Origin of the sequence: Limimaricola litoreus (assembly GCF_024159025.1) — a bacterium.
GTDB lineage: Bacteria > Pseudomonadota > Alphaproteobacteria > Rhodobacterales > Rhodobacteraceae > Limimaricola > Limimaricola litoreus.
The window spans coordinates 1-18201 of record NZ_JAMYXC010000319.1; the positions used below are offsets into that span (position 1 = coordinate 1).

Sequence of the window (18201 nt, forward strand, 5' to 3'; positions counted from 1 at the left end):
CGAAGTTCGGCGGGTCGAGCGTCTGGATCGAGGGGCCGCCGGGGCTGTGCTCGCTGCGGCTGGCCGAAGACCTTCTGCGCGAGGGGGTGGTGATCGAGCCGGGCGCGCCCTTTTTCGACCAGCTCTCCGGGCCTTGTCCCTTCTTCCGGCTGGGCTACTCCTCGATCACCTCGGAGCGGATCGGCGAAGGCGTGGCGCGGATCGCGGCCGAGGTGAAGCGCAGGCGGGAGGCGGCCGATCCACCGGGCGAGGCGCGATGAGCGCGGCCCGCCCGGAAGCGGTCATCGCTGTGCCGCGATGGCCAGTGCCTCGATGCGATAGTGGGGCTGGGCCATCCGGGCCTCGACGCAGACGCGCGTCGGTGGCGTAACCGAAGAGACCCAGTCGTCCCAGACCGCGTTCATGCCTTCGTAATCCGCCATGTCGGCCAGCCAGAGCTGCACCGAGATCAGATCCTCGCGGCTGCAGCCGGCCTCGGCCAGAAGCGCATCGACCTTGGCGAAGACATCGCGCGACTGGGCTTCGATGTCGCCGTCCTTGAGCTGCGACACCTGCCCGGCGAGATGCACCTGACCGTTATGTATCGCGATCGCGGAAAAGCGGGCCGATCCGCCGATCTTTCTCAGTGTGTCTGTCATGTCGTGTTCCTTTTGTCCGTGCATCTTGGCTCTGCCCGTCTTGTAGACGGGACGAGTGTGTTCAGGCAAAATGCATTATCTGAAACTCATTTCAGGGAATCTGAATTTGGCCATCAAGATCGAGATGCTGCGATGCTTTTGCGCAGTGGTGCAGCACGGCAGCCTGAACGAGGCGGCCAGCCAACTCGGGCGGACGCCGTCTGCGGTCTCGATGATGCTCAAACAGTTCGAGGAGCATGTCGGCGCGGCGCTGTTCGAGACGGCGCGCAAGTCGCGGCTGACCCCCTTGGGCGAGATGATCCACACCGAGGCGCGGCGCGAGATCGAGCATTTCGGCCGTACCGTCGCGGCGATCGAGGGGCTGTCGCGGGCCGAGGACGGGCAGGTGCGGCTGGCGGTGACGCCCTCGGTGGCCACCGCGATCCTGCCCGAGGTGATCCGCCGGTTTCGCCGCGACCATGCGCGCGTGCGCATCGACATGCGCGACATGGACAGCGCCTCGGTGCAGCGCGAGCTCGAAGCCGAGCGTGCCGATATCGGCATCGCCAGCATCGCCGCCGGGTCCGGCTTCGAGCACAAGCTGCTGTTCTCGGACCCCTTCGGCGTGGTCTGCGCGCCGCAGGACCCGCTCGCGCGGCGCGGCGATCCTGTCGGCTGGGAGGATCTGCAGGACCGCGATTTCATCGCCCATGGCCTGTGTCGGCAGATCGAAGCGGCCGCTTTCGCCCCGATCCTCGCAGGCGCGCTCCTGTCGGTGCCAAGCACGGCCTCGCTTCTGGCGCTGGTGCGGGCGGGCGTGGGGCTGACGCTGCTGCCGCGCCGGGCCGTGCCACGGGACGAGGGGCTGGTATTCCTGCCGCTGGCCGATGGGGCGGCAAGACGGCACCTGTCGCTCGTGTCGCAGCCGCGCCGCCTCCTGCCCCCTGCGGCGCGCGCCTTCCTGCGCGTGCTCGAAGCCCAGACGGCCGATCTGCGCGACCTCGATTGACTTCAGTTTTGCTGAATCAAAATTAAAACAATCGAATTTGATTGAAGGCCCGCGCTCGGGCTTACTGTCCGCAACCCCGCCTCGCGCCGGTTCAGACAGGAGAGCCCCCATGAACGCCATGACCGACCTCAACCGCAATTACATCGCAGGGGCCTGGGTTGCCGGGGCCGGCGAGATCGAGAATCGCAACCCCTCGGACCTGTCGGAGCTGGTCGGCCGCTATGCGCAGGCGAGTGCGGCGCAGCTCGAAGAGGCGCTGGCCGCCGCCCGCCGGGCGCAGGCGGTCTGGGCGGGCTACGGCCCCGAGCGGCGCCACGACGTGCTGATGGCGATCGGCACCGAAATGATGGGCCGCGCCGCCGAGCTGGGTGAGCTTTTGTCGCGCGAGGAGGGCAAGCCCCTGGCCGAGGGCAAGGGCGAGATCTACCGCGCGGGGCAGTTCTTCACCTATTACGCCGCCGAATGCCTGCGCCAGATCGGCGACACCGCCGATAGCGTGCGCGCGGGCGTCGAGGTCGACGTGCGGCGCGAGCCGGTGGGCGTCGTCGCGGTGATCAGCCCGTGGAATTTCCCCACCGCCACGGCAAGCTGGAAGATCGCGCCGGCGCTGGCCTTCGGCAATGCGGTGATCTGGAAGCCCGCGAATGTCACGCCCGCCTCGGCCGTGGCCCTGACCGAGATCATCTCGCGTCAGGACATCCCCGAGGGGCTGTTCAACCTCGTCATGGGCGCGGGCCGCGAGATCGGCCAGAAGCTGGTCGAGAGCCCCGAGCTTGACGCGATCTCCTTTACCGGATCGGTCCCGGTAGGTCGCGGCATCGCCCGCGCGGCGGTCGAGAACTTCACCAAGATCCAGATGGAGATGGGCTCCAAGAACGCGCTGGCGGTCATGGATGACGGCGATCTCGACCTCGCCGTGAGCCTCGCGCTTGGCGGCGCCTTTGGCGGATCGGGCCAGAAATGCACCGCCTCCTCGCGGCTGGTGGTGCATGAGGCCGTGCATGACGCCTTCGTCGAGAAGCTGGTCGCCGGTGCAAAGGCCATGAAGGTCGGCCATGCGCTCGAGGAGGGTACGCAGATCGGCCCCGTCGTCAGCGAAGAGCAGCTCAGGGCCAATCTCGACTACATCGAGCTGGGCAAGTCCGAGGGCGCGACCCTCGCATGCGGCGGTGAGCGGCTCAGCCTCGGCACCCAAGGCTACTACATGTCTCCGGCGGTCTTCACCGGCACCGCCAACGACATGGCGATAAACCGCGAAGAGATGTTCGCCCCCATCGCCTGCGTCATCAAGGTCGGCTCCTACGCCGAGGCGCTCGAGGTGGTGAACGATACCGAGTTCGGCCTGACCTCGGGCATCGTCACCCGCTCCATCGCGCGGGCCACGCATTTCCGGCGCAACGCCCGCACCGGCTGCGTGATGGTCAACCTGCCCACCGCCGGGACCGACTACCACGTCCCCTTCGGCGGGCGCGGCAATTCCTCCTACGGCCCGCGCGAGCAGGGGGCCTACGCGGTCGAATTCTACACCACGGTCAAGACCGCCTACATCGCGGCCGGCACGCCGGAGGATCTGGCGTGACCTACAGGATCGATGGACTGCAATACGCCAACTGGTCGGAGAAGATCTTTCGCCAGATGCGCGAGGGCGGCGTGGACGCGGTGCATGTCACCATCGCCTACCACGAGAATTTCCGCGAGACGGTGCTCAACATCGAGGCCTGGAACCGCCGGTTCGAGCAGTTCCCGGACCTGATCTTCCAGGGCCGCACCGGCGATGACGTGCGCCGCGCGAAGGCCGAAGGGCGCACGGCGATCTTCTTCGGCTTTCAGAACCCCAGCCCGATCGAGGACGACATTGGCCTCGTCGAGATCGTCCACACACTGGGCGCGCGCTTCATGCAGCTGAGCTACAACAACCAGTCGCTGTTGGCGACGGGCTGTTACGAGGCAGAGGATCCGGGCCTGACCCGCATGGGCCGCGAGGTGATCGAGGAGATGAACCGCGTCGGTCTCGTGGTCGACATGAGCCACTCCGCCGAGCGCTCGACGCTGGAGGCGATCGAGCACTCCGCCCGTCCCATCGCCATCACCCATGCCAACCCGGCCTTCTGGACGCCCGCGCGGCGCAACAAGAGCGATACGGTGATCCGGGCGCTGGCCGAAACCGGCGGCATGCTCGGCTTCTCGCTCTATCCGCATCACCTGAGGGACAAGGGCGACTGCACGATCGAAAGCTTTTGCGAGATGGTCGCGCGCTGCGCCGAAATGGTCGGCGCGCGCAGCCTCGGGATCGGCTCGGACCTGTGCCAGGACCACCCCGACAGCGTGGTCGACTGGATGCGCATGGGCCGCTGGACCAAGCGGGTCGATTACGGCGAGGGCTCGGCCGCCGCACCCGGCTTTCCCGACATGCCCGCGTGGTTCGCGGACAACCGCGACTTTTCCAACATCGAAACCGGGCTTCGCGCCGTGGGCTTCGACGCGGCGGAGGTGGCCGGGATCATGGGAGAGAACTGGCTGCGCTTCTTCGACACGAGCTTCGGCGCCGCGGAGGAGGCGGGGCTGAAGGCGGCAGCCGAGTAGCGCCGCGAGACGTATCTTCGGCAATTCCTTCAGGGAGGATGGAATGACGGACCAGACCCATAGCCCGGCGGCGGCGGACACGCCCAGCCCCGGCCATATCAACAAACCGCTCTTCGCCATCACCGGCGGCTTCATCGCCATCTTCTGCCTGATCGCGCTGCTCGATCTCGACCTTCTGTCGCGGATGGTCGATACAAGCTTCGCCTTTTCGGCCAAATATTTCGGCCTTTACTGGCAGCTGCTGCTGCTGGCGACCTTCCTGATCGGCCTTGTCCTGATCGTGCTGCCCGGCGGGCGGGCGATCATGGGCGGCCTCGCGCGGCCCGAGTTCTCGGTGTTCCAATGGGGCTCGATGATCATGTGCACGCTGCTGGCGGGCGGCGGCGTGTTCTGGGCGGCGGGCGAGCCGATGGCGCATTTCCTGTCCTCGCCACCGCTCTTCGGCGCCGAGGCCGGAACGCCCGAGGCCGTGGCCCCGGCGCTGGCGCAGAGCTTCATGCATTGGGGCTTTCTCGCCTGGGCGATCCTGGGCGCGCTCTCGACGGTGATGCTGATGCACTACCACTACGAGAAGGGCCTGCCGCTGGCGCCGCGCACGCTGCTCTACCCGCTTTTCGGCGATCGCGCGATCCGCGGGCCGATCGGGCTCTTCGCCGATGCGTCGTGCATCATCGCGGTGGTCGCGGGCACGGTGGGGCCGATCGGCTTTCTCGGGCTGCAGGTGAGCTACGGGCTGAACACGCTGTTCGGCCTGCCGGACAGCTTCGCCACGCAGGCCACGGTGATCGCCGGGTTGGTGACGCTCTACACGCTCTCGGCCATGTCGGGGCTGACGCGCGGCATCCAGCTTCTGAGCAAGATCAACGTCATCCTCGCAGGCGCGCTGCTGCTGTTCATGCTGGTCTTCGGGCCGACCGCCTTCATCTTTCAAAGCTACGTCGCGGGCTTCACCGGCTATATCGGCAACTTCTTCCAGATGGCGCTTTATCGCGGCGAGGCGGGGCTGTTCGGCGAGCCGGGCTGGCTCGGCTGGTGGACAGTGTTCTTCTGGGGCTGGTTCATGGGCTACGGGCCGCTGATGGCGATGTTCATCGCGCGCATCTCGCGCGGCCGCTCGATCCGATCCATCGTGATCATGCTGTCGCTCATAGCGCCGATCATCACCACCTTCTGGTTCACCATCATCGGCGGCACGGGCATCGCCTTCGAGCTGGCCGAGACCGGCTCGGTCTCCACCGCCTTCGAGGGCTTCAACCTGCCCGCGGCCCTGATGGCGATCACCCAGCAGCTGCCGATGGGCTTCATCGTTTCGCTGCTGTTCCTGATCCTGACCACGATCTTCGTGGCCACCACTGGCGACTCGATGACCTACGTGATCTCGGTCGCCATATCGGACGAGGACCGCTCCTCGATGCCGGTGCGGGTGTTCTGGGGCATCGGCATGGGGCTGGTGGCGATCATCCTCGTCTCGCTCGGTTCGGGCGGCGTGGGCAAGCTGCAAAGCTTCATCGTGGTCACGGCGGTGCCGGTGTCGCTGGTGCTGCTGCCATCGCTGTGGGACGCGCTGCGGATTACCCTCGCCAAGGGTCGCGAACGCGCCTGATCAGGTCGCCGGGCGGCCCGCGAAGAGCCGCCCGGATCAATACGTGGTATCGTGCAATGAGGAGGCGCGTGATGAAACTCGACCAGCTGAGCCCCGACCGCGTGGCGCTGCGCTCCCCCGAAACGGTGATGCGGCTCGCGCGCATGGGCTCGTTCCACCAGTCGCGGCTGTCCTTCATGCGGGTGCTGCTGCGGCGGCTGAAATCCGAGAACTGGCGCTTCGAGCGCCGCGCCTTCGAGATCGACGGCAGGGGCGTGGGCCACGCCGTCTATACGATGCACGGGCCCGAGCGCAGCTACAGCCTCGTCGCCTTTGCCCATGACCTGCCGCCCGAGCAACGCTCGGACCGGGTGATCGCCACCGCATGGGACACCACCTTTACCCTGTTTGACGGCATCCCCTCGGGTGCCGATATCGAGCGTCTGTCGCGCAACGTGCCGCTGCAGGAGGCCGGGCGCGTCACCTCCTCGGAGCTGACCGTGTCGCGCGCCAACCGCTCGGGACGCCTGTTCGAGCATGTCGTCGACTGCCTGAGCCGCGGCGCGCAGCCCGACCGGGCGCAGATCGACGCCGTCGGCTACCTGATGCGCACCACCGCCGTCTATGGCTCGGGCAAGCTTGGCGCCGCCGACCGCGAGAGCATCTGCGACCGGCCCGAATTCGCAGTGCCGTTCCAGGCCGAGATGCTGACCGTATTCCTCATCCGCGGCTTCGTGCTGGACCTCGTCGAGCACATGGCCGAGGCCCGCGCGCCGGGGCGGGCGGCGAAGCTGGAGCCGGGGCTGCGCCGCGCCTTCGGCATCGGCAACTCCACCGGGCTGGGCATGGCGCCCTTCCTGCTCAACCATCCCATCCTGCTCAACAACTGGATCGAGACCCGGGAAATCGCGCTGGCGCGGGTCCGGGCCCTGCCGGCGATCACCCCCGCCGAAGCGCAAGCGTTTCGCATCATGCTGCGGCGCGGGCGGCGCAACGTCGACGATTGGCATTCCGAGCATCCGATCCAGTGCGACAAGATCGCCGGGCTGAAATCCGACCTCACCCGCCTCGCGGCCCGTCTCGACGAAGGCGCGCTTGACGCGCCGCAGCCGTGGGATGCGCTCTACCGCTGGTCCGAGACGGCGCTGAGCCTCGAGGGGCAGGAGCTTCTCGTGGCGCTGATGATGGAGCCTTACGGCGCGCTGATCGATGATCTTCCGTCGCGGATGAGCGCCGACGAAGCCGCCGGTTTCCGGATCGAGGGCGCAATGACCGTGGCACGCCTGCGCGAGATCCTCGAGCGCGACTACGCCTGGGCGCTCGGGACCGACTGGGCCCACCCCGACGCACAGGCCCGCGCCTGGTATGTCTCCGCTGAAAAGCTGGAGCCACGTCTGGGCGAACGTCACCTCGAGCCGGTCGCGGCCTATGAGCAGCCGCTGGCCCCCGGCCGCGACGCCGCGCTTTTGTACGGCACCCTGAAGAGCGAAGCCGGGGACACCCGCGTTGCGGATGTCCTGCTGCGTCACCCGGAGCACCGCCACATCCTGCGGCGGGTGCAGATCGCCGCCCGTCATCCCTATGCCGAGATCCGCGACAACACCGTCGGCTCCGATGTCCTGCCCATCGATCTGCTGCGCGCGAAGCTCTCCTTTTTCGGGGCCTGCCATTTCGACCCGCGTTCCGACCGCTGGGTGCGGATCAACATGTTCCGCAACGCGCCCTTCCCGCACGAGATCGCCGATATGGAGTTCGCGGGCTGGACCTATCCCGCCTTGCCGGAGGTGCTGTCGTGATCTGCTCGCTCAACGAGATCGAGGCGCTCGCCCGCAAGGCGGCGCGGGGCGGCGCCATGAGCTGGGGCCTGGCCGAGGAGGCGGGCAAGGCCGTGCGCTGGCTCAGCGACAACGGCTTTCCCGGCCCGTGGCTTCTGGCCGAATTGCTTCGCCAGAACGACGGGAAACCTTACTGCGACCTCGCACCGGAACAGCCCGACGGGATCTTGCGGGCGCGGCGCGGTCCGCTGTGCCCGATCATTGCCGGCGCGCTGATCTGCGACCGGGCCGATGAGCTGAAGGCCGGGGCGACATTGCGCCTGCACGAGGTCGCGGTGCCGCTGCTTCTGGCCCCCTTCGCATTCGCGGCATCCCGCTCCGCCGGGGTGGCCCTGGCGCTCGAATGGCAGGGCGTCTCGCTCCTCCTCGACGGGGGTGTCCCGAAGCTGGCGGGGGCGGCTGCGGTACCGGCCGGGGCAGGGACGGGGACAACATCGGTCACCCTGACCGCGCGCGATGGACAGGCCCCGGCATGGAGCCCGGCCACCCCCGACCGCCATGTGTCCGCCGAGACCTTCCGCATCTTGGAAAGCTTCGCGTTTCGCACCTATGCCCCCGCCACCGAGGCCAGCCGCGCCGGGGCGGGGGCCGGGAGCGATATGGATTGATCCGGGGGTCGCTTTGCCCCCTCGGGGCGCGGTGTCGTCGCCAGTCTCGACCGGAAACGAGAGCGCGGTCAGCTTCGGTCGCGGCGCCTGTCTCCTTCGGCAAAGAAGCGGGCCGCCCCGGGATGCGTCTCGACCAGACAGCCCGGGCACGCTGCGTCGGGGCTTCTCACCTCGAAAGCTGGCTTCATTGCGGCCAGTTCTGGCGCATGTTTGCTGGCTGCACGAACGAAATCATACACTTCGTCCTCGTCGCGATCCTCGGCCGTCACGATCAGCAGCGGCGATTCCACAGTCTGAACCGGCTCGGTCTGTCTAGGATAGTGACCGGGTGCGATGACGCTTCTGGCTAGGCCGCTGCCTTTCTTCACAATTGCCGCAACAAGATCGTCCTCGAGCGCGAGAAGCCTGAAGGGCCGTTTGCGGGCAAGCTTGTGGTATCGCGGATGTGGAGGCGCGTTAAGTGAAACGAGGGCATCCAGGCGTCCCTGCTCGAACAGGCGGTTGCTTTCGCGATAATCGAGGAAAAAGCACCCACCGCCCAGTTTTTCGAAGCTCGTTTCGTTCAAGCCGGCTTCGGCCATCAGGCGAAGATAGAGACCCGCGGTGGCGTAATCGCGTTCACCCGGAGACACCCGCAGACGTGCAAGATCCGCGAAGGACATCGGCGGCAGATCTGCCGCGACCAGGATATGCAGTTGCAACGGCACCAAGGCCGTGACGGTGCGCAGGCGCTCGAGGGGACGCGGAAACGGGGCGACGCCGCGTCTGACGTCGTTCAATACGCTTCCGACCGCAGTGGCATAGGCCGCGCGCCCATCGTTGATCTCGCGCAGCTTGTCGCTGCCGCCGCTCCGCCACGGTGTCAATTCGAGCCGGTCGTTCTTTTGCCGCAGGATGTTGGCCAGCGTCTGCATGCCCGGCTGCGAGCTTGCGGCGTCGCTGCCGATCAGGAAGCGCGTCGCAAAGCTGATCGAGATGCGACGGGCCGCGGCTGATAACAACGCGCCGGCCTCGGCCTCACGCGTTTGCGTCAGTTGGTGTGCGGGGAGTGTGACGACGAGGCTGCCCAAGGGCTGCTGCAACGCGTTGAGGATCGGTGCCGCGAGACTGACGGAAAGCTCGTCATCGTCATCGGGGTACGCAATGAAGCCATGTTTGGCCAACTGGGCGAATTGCGCTTGGTATCGCATGGTCAGATCGGCGTCTGTCGCCTCTGTCCGGTCAGAGGAAGGGCTGGCGGCCAGGACCGCAAGTCCTGCGGCACCGGCAGTCAAAGGCTCTTCCAGGCCAATCTGTACGGTGGACTCACCCGCACCCGGCGATTCCTCGAAAGCTGCCCAGACATAGGGGCCGGACGGGTCGAAAACCGCGAGCCAGACAGGGGCGCCAAGTTCGCCGGCAAGACTGCGGGCCACAGGTCGCACCAGCCCCGGCAGACGAAAATGCCGTCTCGACAGCATGGACCAGCGATGCCACTCATTGCCAAGGCGGTATCGTCCCGAGACATCGTCCCGCCCGAGGAGCCCGTGGTCCTGCAGGATCTTCAGAGAGCGGTGGACCGAGCTGGTCGGCAGATCAAGCGCAGCGGCGAGTTCCCGGACGCCCCACGCCTCTTGCCCGTCGGCAAAGGCCCTGAGAACCTCCAGCGTCTTTCCCGCAGCGCCGGCGGTGCCACGCGACGATCCGCTTCGGGGCGTGGTGTTGTTCATAAGCTAAAACCCCTGAATTCAGGCTTACATCTGCCGACGCATTTAGCGGCGAAAGCGTCCAGCCGATAGCCGTGACAGCGCTCTCCCTGTCCGCGGAACATGCCTCGGATGCTTGCCTGACTGACCAATTTCCACTTCGTTTTCCAATTTTTCGGCCGCTTCGCCAGCAAAGACTCCGAGCGCCACCTCCCCTTCGAAGGGGCAGCACCGACCCGATCAAAGATGGCGGGCCATCCGGTATTCTTGACATATCGTTCCACATGTTGGTACAGAAAATGGAATTGATGTTCCAGTGGATGGAACAGTGAGAGGTTTTGGGGGGGCAATGGGGCTGACAGCGATCGAAAAACATCTGGCGCGTGCCTCGGGCATGGCGTCGGTGGCGCCGGGCGACATTGTTCATCCCGATCCTGACCTGGTCATCGTTCATGACGGTTACATTGCCGCTGCCCATCGCGAATTGGGTGGCCTTGGCATCGACCGGGTGTTTGATCCGGATCGGGTGGTGTTCGTGACCGATCACGACGTGATCCATGCGACGCCTCTGGCGGCAGAACGGGCGCGTCAGAACCGGCTTGTCGCTGAAAACTGGGGCATCTCGCGTTTCTATGATGTGGGACAGGGCGGCCAGGGGCATGTCTTTCCCATGGAAGAGGGGCTCGTGCGGCCGGGCATGTTCCTGCTTTGCTATGACATGCACTGCACCAATTTCGGGGCGGTGGGGGCGCTTGCACTTCGCACCGGGTCCGAGATTATCACCGTGCTGGCGCAGGGCACGATCTGGGTTCAGGTGCCTCATACAATCAAGATCGAGTTGACGGGTAAGCTGGCGCCAAGGGTCATGGCCCGGGATCTCGGATTTCGGCTGGCGGCGGATTTCGTGTCTGGCCGTTACGGACCTTATGACTACCGAGCCATCGAGGTCCATGGACCGGCACTTCGTCACCTTCCAGTGGCGGAACGGATAGCACTGTGCAACACGCTCACCGAGATCGGGCTCTGCGCGACTTACTTTGCCCCTGACGAACAGACGGCAAAATGGCACCGCGATCGAGGTCTTGCGCCGGGCGACGCCATCGCAGCCGATCCGGACGCGGGCTATGAGAGCGAACTCACCATCGACCTTTCCGCAATCGAGCCTCAGGCCGTGCTTCCGGGCGGGGAACAGACCATTCCCTTGCGGTCCGCGGAGCTGGGACGCGCGGTGGACCATGCCTATCTGGGATCATGCGGGTCAGGTACATTCGATGATCTGGTGGTTGCGGCCGACATCCTGAGGGGCAGGACCGTCGCAGCGGGAACGCGTTTCCTTGTTACCCCCGGCAGCAACGCCACCATCGCCAGAATGGAGCGCGAGGGGTTGGGCAATGTTTTCCGGGCGGCGGGGGCGATTCTGCTGCCAGCGGGATGCGGGCCGTGTGCCGGGGGCACGATGGGGCCTTTGGGTTCCGGCGAGACCTCGATCTGCACGGCGGCCGTCAACAACTTCGGGCGGATGGGCGCAAAAGACGCGGACATCTTTCTCGCCAGCCCGGCGACGGTGGCTGCGTCGGCGGTTGCAGGAGTGATCAGCGACCCTCGTCCGTTTTTTGCAGAAAGGTCAGCCACGTGAATTGGGTGTTCCGAGGCCGCGCGCATAAATTCGGTGACGGCGTTCCGCTCGACAATGGGTTCATCCCCTTCCGGCTGGCCATCGGTCGCGTCACCGATCCGCAAAAGCTCATTCCGCATCTCTTCGAGGACGTGCGCTCCGGTTTCGCCGATGCAGCGACAGCGGGCGACGTCATCATCGGCGGAACCGACTTCGCCTCTGGCAAGCCCCATGCTCAGGGGTTCATCGCGCTGCAGGCCATGGGGATCGGGATGATCTGCGAAAGCATGCCATATAATTCATTGCGTGCCGGCGTCAGCAGCGGCTTGGCCTTCCTGACCGGCTGCATGGGCGTGTCCGATATGTTCGAGGACGGCGACGGCATCGAAGTCGATTTCTCGATGGGTCGTGTCGAGAACCTGAGCAGCGGCGAAAGCCGTTCATTCCCGCCGCTTGACAGCAGTTTGCGAGAGATCATCGACGCGGGAGGGTCCAAGGGCGTGTTGCGGCGCTGGTGGTCGGAAAAGCAGCCGGTGACAATGTCCGGTGACATGCCATGAGCCTTCCCAACATCATTTGCGTGGCGCCGGTCGGAGCATGGCGCAAACTTGACGATCATCCCGCCGTCCCTCTCTCACCAGAAGCGATCGCCGATGACGTCGTTGCATGTGCGCAGGCCGGTGCGGCGATCGCGCATCTGCATGCCCGCGACAGCGTTGGAAAGCCGACGCAGGATATCGGGATCTGTCGTGAGATACAGGACCGGATCACCGCACGCTGCGATATCATCGTGCAGCTCAGCACCGGCACGCGGGGCATGACCGTGGCCCAGGCGCTGCAGCCGATCACGCTACGGCCGGAGATGGCGTCGCTGGCGCTGCGCGACGTGGGTCCGCAGCAGGGGTCGGATGTTCAGGGGCGTGTCGCAGAGATGGCAAGGGAGATGCTGAAGGCCGGCGTCTGTCCCGAGTACGATGGTTCGGACACCGAAATGATCGAACGCCTGATCAATCTCTGCGGCCACGTCCAAGAGCTTCAGCGGCCCTGCGTCGGACTGTTCCTGAAGGATGACGTCCCCGCGTCTACCGCAGCCGCGCATATCCTGCAGCTGGTTTCGCTGCTGCCCGAGGGCGCGCATTGGTGGGCGGCCAAGGGTGGGTCGAATCACGCGCTTGTTCAGACCCTGGCCCTCGGCCTCGGGGGGCATTGCCGGGTCGGATTCGAAGACAGCTTGATCGGCGTGGACGGCGCTTAGGTCGACGGAAACGCCGCGCTGGTCAGTCGCGTGGCCGCGTTGGGCACGGCCGTTGGCCGCCCCCCCGCGACACCGGCAGAAGCGCGCAAGATCCTGGGGCTGATGTCGCGATAGGCGTGCCCCTTCAACCGGCACAGCAGGAGCCGGGGAGACGGATTACGGATTTTCATAGCGAGAACGGGCTTCACGAAGTCCAGAAGGAGAGGGAAATGAAACAGAATTTCTTGGCCGCAGCAGCGGCGGCGGTGCTGAGCAGCGCATTCGGAACCTCATCCCTTGCCCAGGAATCGACGGTCGATTTCTCGGGCAAACGGATCGAGATGATCGTGCCATTCAAGGCAGGCGGGGCGACCGACGTCTATGGCCGGTTTTTCGCAGGCAAGCTGGGCGAACATCTTCCGGGCAACCCCACGGTCGTGGTCAGCAACATTCCCGGGGCCGGTGGCATGCCCGGCGCCAATCAGTTCGAGGCGCGCGCGGAGCCTGACGGAACCGCCCTGATCGCGATGACGGTTTCGACGCAGCTGAACTGGCTGTTCGAAGACCCCGCCGCGCAATTCGACCTGAAGGAGTGGCGTCCGCTGATCCTGACTCCCCAGCGGGAAGTCGCCCTCGTCCATACCGACACTGGCGCGTCGGGCCCCGAGGACATCGAGGCCCTGCAGGACGTCGAGCTACGCTATGCCGATCACAGCGTGCGGGGTCTGTCGATCTTCCGCCTGCTGGGCTTTGATGGCCTGGACCTGGACGTGACGCCGGTGTGGGGCGTCAGTGGCGGCCCGGCCCGTATCGCGATGGAGCGCGGCGAGATCAACCTGGCGTTCGCATCCTCGGCTGCCTACCGCAAGGACTACGCGTCGATGGTCGACAGCGGCATCGTCACGCCGATCTTCTCGTATGGCGATTTCGACGCTGACGGCAACATCGTCCGCGATCCGACCTTCCCCGAACTTCCGACCTATCTCGAGCTCTACGAGCAGATCAACGGCAGCGATCTGTCGGGCTCCGAGCGCGCGCTCTACGAGATGCATCTGCAGTTCACCGGCGCGTCCAAATCGCTGTTCCTGCCCGCCGACACGCCGGATGACATCTATGACGCCTATGTCGCAGCGATCCGGGACATCATCGACGATCCCGCTTATGCTGAAGAGAATGCGAAATTCTTCGGCGAACATGATCAGGCCGTCGGCGACAAGGCGCGCGCAAACATGGATCAGGCGCTGGCACTCGGCGACGACCTGCGCGGCTATCTGGGCGACTGGCTGAAGAAGAAATACGACCTTGATCTCTGATCTCCTGCAGCGAAGGCAGACCGGATCACCGGTCTGCCTCACACTTCGCTCGGCCCCTCTTGCAAGGAAAACGTGATGGACGTTTGGGTAACCGCGTTGGACGCGCTGACGACCCTGTTCAGCCCTGGCCATCTCAGCTACCTCCTGCTCGGGGTTCTGGTCGGGCTGGGTGTGGGCATCCTGCCCGGTCTCGGCGGGCTTGCCGGCCTGTCTCTCCTGCTGCCTTTCGTCTACGGCATGGAGCCGTCCCAGGCCCTCGCCATGATGGTCGGCCTGTTGGCGATCACCACGACGTCCGACACCTTTCCGTCGGTTCTCATGGGCATTCCGGGCACGTCGGGCTCGCAGGCGACGGTCATGGATGGCTTTCCCATGGCCAAGAGGGGTGAGGCCGCACGCGCGCTGTCCGCAGCCTTCGGCGCTTCGCTGTTCGGTGGCGTCTTCGGCGCCGTCATTCTGAGTATCGCCATTCTCTTCGCCCGCCCCCTCATCCTTATGATGGGCTTTGGTGAGCAGCTGATGCTCGTGCTGTTCGCGCTGACGATGGTCGGCATCCTGACCGGCAGTCACCCGCTCAAGGGTCTGGCGGCCTGCGGGGTGGGGCTGGTCCTCGGCACGATCGGCTTTGCGACCAGCACCGGCGAGCTGCGCATGGCGTTGGGCCAGACCTACCTCTATGATGGTTTTCCGCTGCTGATCATCGCCATCGGCCTGTTCGCGATACCTGAGATCTTCGAGATCCTCGGCCGGAAGCAGACGATTTCCTCGTCATCCCAGCAAAAGCTGGGGCATGGAACGGTCGCAGGTCTTCGTGATGTCCTCAGGCATAAGTGGCTCGTTCTGCGTTGCTCGGGCATCGGGGCGCTGATCGGGATGCTCCCGGGGCTGGGCGGCGTTGTCATCGACTGGATCGCCTATGGTCACGTTGTCCAATCCGCCAGGGACAAGTCCCGGTTCGGCAAGGGTGACGTCCGCGGCGTCTTGGCACCGGAATCGGCCAACAACGCAAAGGAGGGCGGTTCGCTGGTCCCGACGCTGCTGTTCGGCGTCCCGGGCTCTGCCACGATGGCGGTGCTGCTGGGCGGGCTGGTGCTTGTCGGGATCGAGCCGGGTGCCGGCATGGTGCAAAGAAACCTGGACCTCACCTTCACCATCATCTGGTCACTGGCCATCGCCAATATCGTCGGGACGCTGGTCTGCCTGTCGCTGGTCCGTCCGATCTCCAAGCTGACGACCATCCCCTACGGCTATATCGGTCCCGTCGTCATCGTCATCGTGTTCTCCGCGGCCTTTCAGGCGACCCGCGATTGGCTCGACCTGATCGCGTTGTTCGGAGTCGGCGTTCTCGGTGTCTACATGAAACGGTTCGGCTGGTCGCGGCCGGCACTGCTGATCGGCTTTTTCCTGTCCAAGGGGCTGGAGGACTCCGTTTATCAGGCCACGCAGATCTACGGGTTCTCGTTCCTTCAGCGTCCGATCGTGATCCTGTTGATCCTGGTCATTATCGCGTCGGTGACGATCACCTTCGTCCGGGCTCGCAATGCACCCGAGCCGGATACCGGACAAGGCCCGGCCACACGCAGCGTCCGCGTCCGTGAGATGGGTTTTCTCCTGGTATTCGCCGCGCTTTGTATCTGGGCGTTCTTCGATGCCTTGCAGCGAACCTATCTGGCGCAGATCTTCCCGCTGGGCGCTTCCATCGTGACCGGGGCAATTCTGGCGGTGATCGCCTACCGCTTCGCGCGTGGATCAGGCGCGGACAGCATCCATTACGACGAGGTGCGTACGCGAGATGGGCGCCGGACGGTGCATGTCTATATCGGCTGGCTGATCGGATTTCTGATCGCGGTCTATCTGCTCGGCCTCGTGCTGGCGGCGGGCCTGTTCGTCCTCGCGATGATCGTATTCGAGCTGCGCCCACTGACCTGGCAGGGCGTTGTGGTCGCAATCATGGTGAGCGCTTTGCTGTTGTTGCTGTCTCATGTATTGAACCTGAAGTTCCCGCCCAGCCTGCTGCAGCCTCTTGTTCCGTTCCTGCCGTGATTCCGGGTGAGCCCCACATCCCGCTTGCCCGGCTCGAGAGGTCGCAAGAGGTGTTTGAGGCGCTGGGGGCCAAACAATGATCCACCCCCTTGTCCGGGCTTGATATTACCTCAGCGGGTGGCCGGTCTTTGCCTCCCCGGAAACCCTAGGCCGTTTCGTCAGGCACCAAAACGAGAAATCCAATTATGCTCCATATCCATGAGAAGCTTCAGCCCATCCTCAAGACCGTCCTGCACCGTAACGCGGGTGAGCCGGAGTTTCACCAGGCCGCGCGGGAAGTGCTTGAAAGCTTGGGTCGTGTCGTCGAGCGGCATCCTGAATATTACGACGAAGCCTTGATCGAGCGGATCTGTGAGCCAGAGCGCCAGATCATCTTTCGCATCCCATGGATCGACGACGCCAATCAGGTCCAGATCAACCGCGGCTTCCGGGTTCAGTTCAACTCCGCGCTCGGTCCCTACAAGGGCGGAATTCGCTTCCACCCTTCGGTCAATGTCGGAATCATAAAATTCCTCGGGTTCGAGCAGGTCTTCAAGAATGCGCTGACCGGATTGCCCATCGGCGGCGGCAAGGGCGGGTCGGATTTCGATCCCAAGGGACGATCCGACCGCGAGATCATGCGGTTCTGTCAATCCTTCATGATCGAGCTTCACCGTCACATCGGCGATAAGGTGGATGTTCCCGCCGGTGATATCGGCGTCGGCGCGCGCGAAGTCGGTTACATGTTCGGAATGTACAAGCGCCTGAACAACCGTTTCGAGGCGGGCGTGCTGACCGGCAAAGGATTGACCTATGGGGGATCGCGGGCGAGGCGCGAGGCGACAGGGTTCGGCACCGCCTATTTCGTGCGCTCCATGCTTCACCGTCAAGGCACAAGTATTGAAGGACGACGTTGCGTCGTGTCCGGCTCTGGCAATGTCGCGATCTACGCCATGGAAAAGATCCAAGCCTTCGGCGGCAAGGTTGTCGCGTGTTCGGACTCCTCGGGTTACATCGTGGACGAGAACGGGATCGACCTCGATCTGGTCAAGGAAATCAAGGAAGTGCAGCGCGGGCGTCTGTCGGATTACGCCGAGCGGCGCGGCAGCGACTGCCGTTATATCGCCGATGGCTCGATCTGGCGGGTGCCTTGCGACATCGCCTTGCCCTGCGCCACACAGAACGAGCTGACGATCGAGGATGCCAAGGCGTTGATCGCGAATGGCGCAATCGCCGTGGCCGAAGGCGCCAATATGCCTTGTACGCCTGATGCGGTCGCGTTGTTCCGGGAGGCGGGCGTGCTTTTCGCGCCGGGCAAGGCGGCCAATGCAGGTGGAGTGGCAACTTCCGCGCTCGAGATGCAACAGAATGCAAGCCGCGACAGCTGGACTTTCGAGAAGACCGAGGAACGGCTGGCGGTAATCATGCACAATATCCACGAGTCGTGCGATCAGACTGCCGAGGAATACGGCGCACCCGGAGATTACGTCCTCGGGGCGAATATCGCAGGCTTCGTGCGCGTGGCGGATGCGATGCGGTCGCTTGGTATCATCTAGGCTCCAGACCTCGGCGGCGGGGGCGTCCCAGTCAAGGTGCATCGCACAAGGTCGGCGGTCCCGCCTCTGGAGCCAGACGGCGTCTCGTATGCCATGACGGTTCTGTAGAACCATGTGGAGGGCGCACCGGAGCCATGCCCGAATTTGGGTGACGCGCTTTGATCAGGCGGCGCGGTTCCTGGCGTCGAGGACGCCCGATTCCGGACCTTCGGCCGTCTGACTGCGAGCCCGCCGATCCCGGTCTGGATATCGCGCTCTGGCCCGTAGCCATGCCGAACCACGCGCTGGCGCCCGTCTGGCAGACGGGTTTCGACAAGCTCTGCGACGAAGGCATCCGCTTCTGCCCGCAAGAGCGCAGCCAGCATCCGGCATGCCCCCTCGCGGGTAATCTCGGTCAAAGGATCGTCCAGCGAATGGGGCTGACGAAGCGGGATGATGTCGGTATCGTTCTTTATGGCGTATCGCTCCTTCGGGAGGTTCTGGCAGGCTTCAGCACCCGCCACGATACGCCGCCTTCTCAGACTGCATCACCCATTTTCGGC

At 64.9% G+C, this 18201-nt stretch carries 13 protein-coding genes and 3 pseudogenes; 13 read left to right on the forward strand and 3 right to left on the reverse strand.

Translation table 11 applies throughout. The annotated features are described in order from the left end of the window. A pseudogene (locus NHG85_RS19135) lies at positions 1–260 on the forward strand (hypothetical protein); the annotation flags it as partial. Between the two features lie 21 nt (positions 261–281). Here NHG85_RS19135 and NHG85_RS19140 read toward each other — a convergent pair. Next, positions 282–638, reverse strand: a complete 357-nt coding sequence (locus NHG85_RS19140; protein ID WP_253335336.1) for a RidA family protein — start codon at positions 636–638, stop codon at positions 282–284. Between the two features lie 106 nt (positions 639–744). Here NHG85_RS19140 and NHG85_RS19145 point away from each other — a divergent pair, with 106 nt between their 5' ends. The 6 genes from NHG85_RS19145 to NHG85_RS19170 all read left to right on the forward strand — a co-directional run bounded on the left by NHG85_RS19145 (position 745) and on the right by NHG85_RS19170 (position 8234). Beyond that, positions 745–1626 (forward strand): LysR family transcriptional regulator, encoded by an 882-nt coding sequence (locus NHG85_RS19145; protein ID WP_253335337.1) that lies wholly within the window; start codon positions 745–747, stop codon positions 1624–1626. Positions 1627–1744: 118 nt separating this feature from the next. After that, a complete protein-coding gene (locus NHG85_RS19150) occupies positions 1745–3205 on the forward strand; it encodes an aldehyde dehydrogenase family protein (RefSeq protein WP_253335357.1) in 1461 nt (486 codons plus the stop codon). Between the two features lie 56 nt (positions 3206–3261). Further along, positions 3262–4209: a membrane dipeptidase gene (locus NHG85_RS19155; RefSeq protein WP_253335358.1), complete on the forward strand. Its 948-nt coding sequence runs from the start codon at positions 3262–3264 to the stop codon at positions 4207–4209. A 43-nt stretch (positions 4210–4252) separates the two neighbouring features. Beyond that, entirely contained in the window at positions 4253–5812 is a 1560-nt protein-coding gene (locus tag NHG85_RS19160; protein WP_253335338.1) for a BCCT family transporter, read from the forward strand. A 71-nt stretch (positions 5813–5883) separates the two neighbouring features. After that, entirely contained in the window at positions 5884–7587 is a 1704-nt protein-coding gene (locus NHG85_RS19165; RefSeq protein WP_253335339.1) for a hypothetical protein, read from the forward strand. After that, entirely contained in the window at positions 7584–8234 is a 651-nt protein-coding gene (locus NHG85_RS19170) for a DUF3726 domain-containing protein (RefSeq protein WP_253335340.1), read from the forward strand. Before NHG85_RS19165 ends, NHG85_RS19170 begins: the two co-directional genes overlap by 4 nt. A 68-nt stretch (positions 8235–8302) precedes the next feature. Here the strand turns inward: NHG85_RS19170 and NHG85_RS19175 are convergent, their stop codons facing one another. Continuing rightward, complete coding sequence (locus NHG85_RS19175) at positions 8303–9943, reverse strand: TAXI family TRAP transporter solute-binding subunit (protein WP_253335341.1); 1641 nt, start codon at positions 9941–9943, stop codon at positions 8303–8305. A gap of 325 nt (positions 9944–10268) precedes the next feature. Between NHG85_RS19175 and NHG85_RS19180 the strand changes: the two genes are divergently transcribed. The 6 genes and pseudogenes from NHG85_RS19180 to gdhA all read left to right on the forward strand — a co-directional run bounded on the left by NHG85_RS19180 (position 10269) and on the right by gdhA (position 17659). Then, positions 10269–11555: a 3-isopropylmalate dehydratase large subunit gene (locus NHG85_RS19180; protein WP_253335342.1), complete on the forward strand. Its 1287-nt coding sequence runs from the start codon at positions 10269–10271 to the stop codon at positions 11553–11555. After that, positions 11552–12094, forward strand: a complete 543-nt coding sequence (locus NHG85_RS19185) for a 3-isopropylmalate dehydratase small subunit (RefSeq protein WP_253335343.1) — start codon at positions 11552–11554, stop codon at positions 12092–12094. The genes NHG85_RS19180 and NHG85_RS19185 overlap by 4 nt, the downstream gene beginning before the upstream one ends. Beyond that, a pseudogene (locus NHG85_RS19190) lies at positions 12091–12903 on the forward strand (beta-keto acid cleavage family enzyme). The gene NHG85_RS19185 and the pseudogene NHG85_RS19190 overlap by 4 nt, the downstream one beginning before the upstream one ends. 95 nt (positions 12904–12998) lie before the next feature. Next, entirely contained in the window at positions 12999–14081 is a 1083-nt protein-coding gene (locus NHG85_RS19195; RefSeq protein WP_253335344.1) for a Bug family tripartite tricarboxylate transporter substrate binding protein, read from the forward strand. Between the two features lie 75 nt (positions 14082–14156). After that, complete coding sequence (locus NHG85_RS19200) at positions 14157–16124, forward strand: tripartite tricarboxylate transporter permease (protein ID WP_253335345.1); 1968 nt, start codon at positions 14157–14159, stop codon at positions 16122–16124. A gap of 185 nt (positions 16125–16309) precedes the next feature. Then, entirely contained in the window at positions 16310–17659 is a 1350-nt protein-coding gene (gene gdhA / locus NHG85_RS19205; protein ID WP_253335346.1) for an NADP-specific glutamate dehydrogenase, read from the forward strand. Positions 17660–17835: 176 nt separating this feature from the next. On the opposite strand, the pseudogene NHG85_RS19970 reads toward gdhA, so the two are convergent. Further along, a pseudogene (locus NHG85_RS19970) lies at positions 17836–18114 on the reverse strand (IS256 family transposase); the annotation flags it as partial. Positions 18115–18201 lie beyond the last annotated feature (87 nt).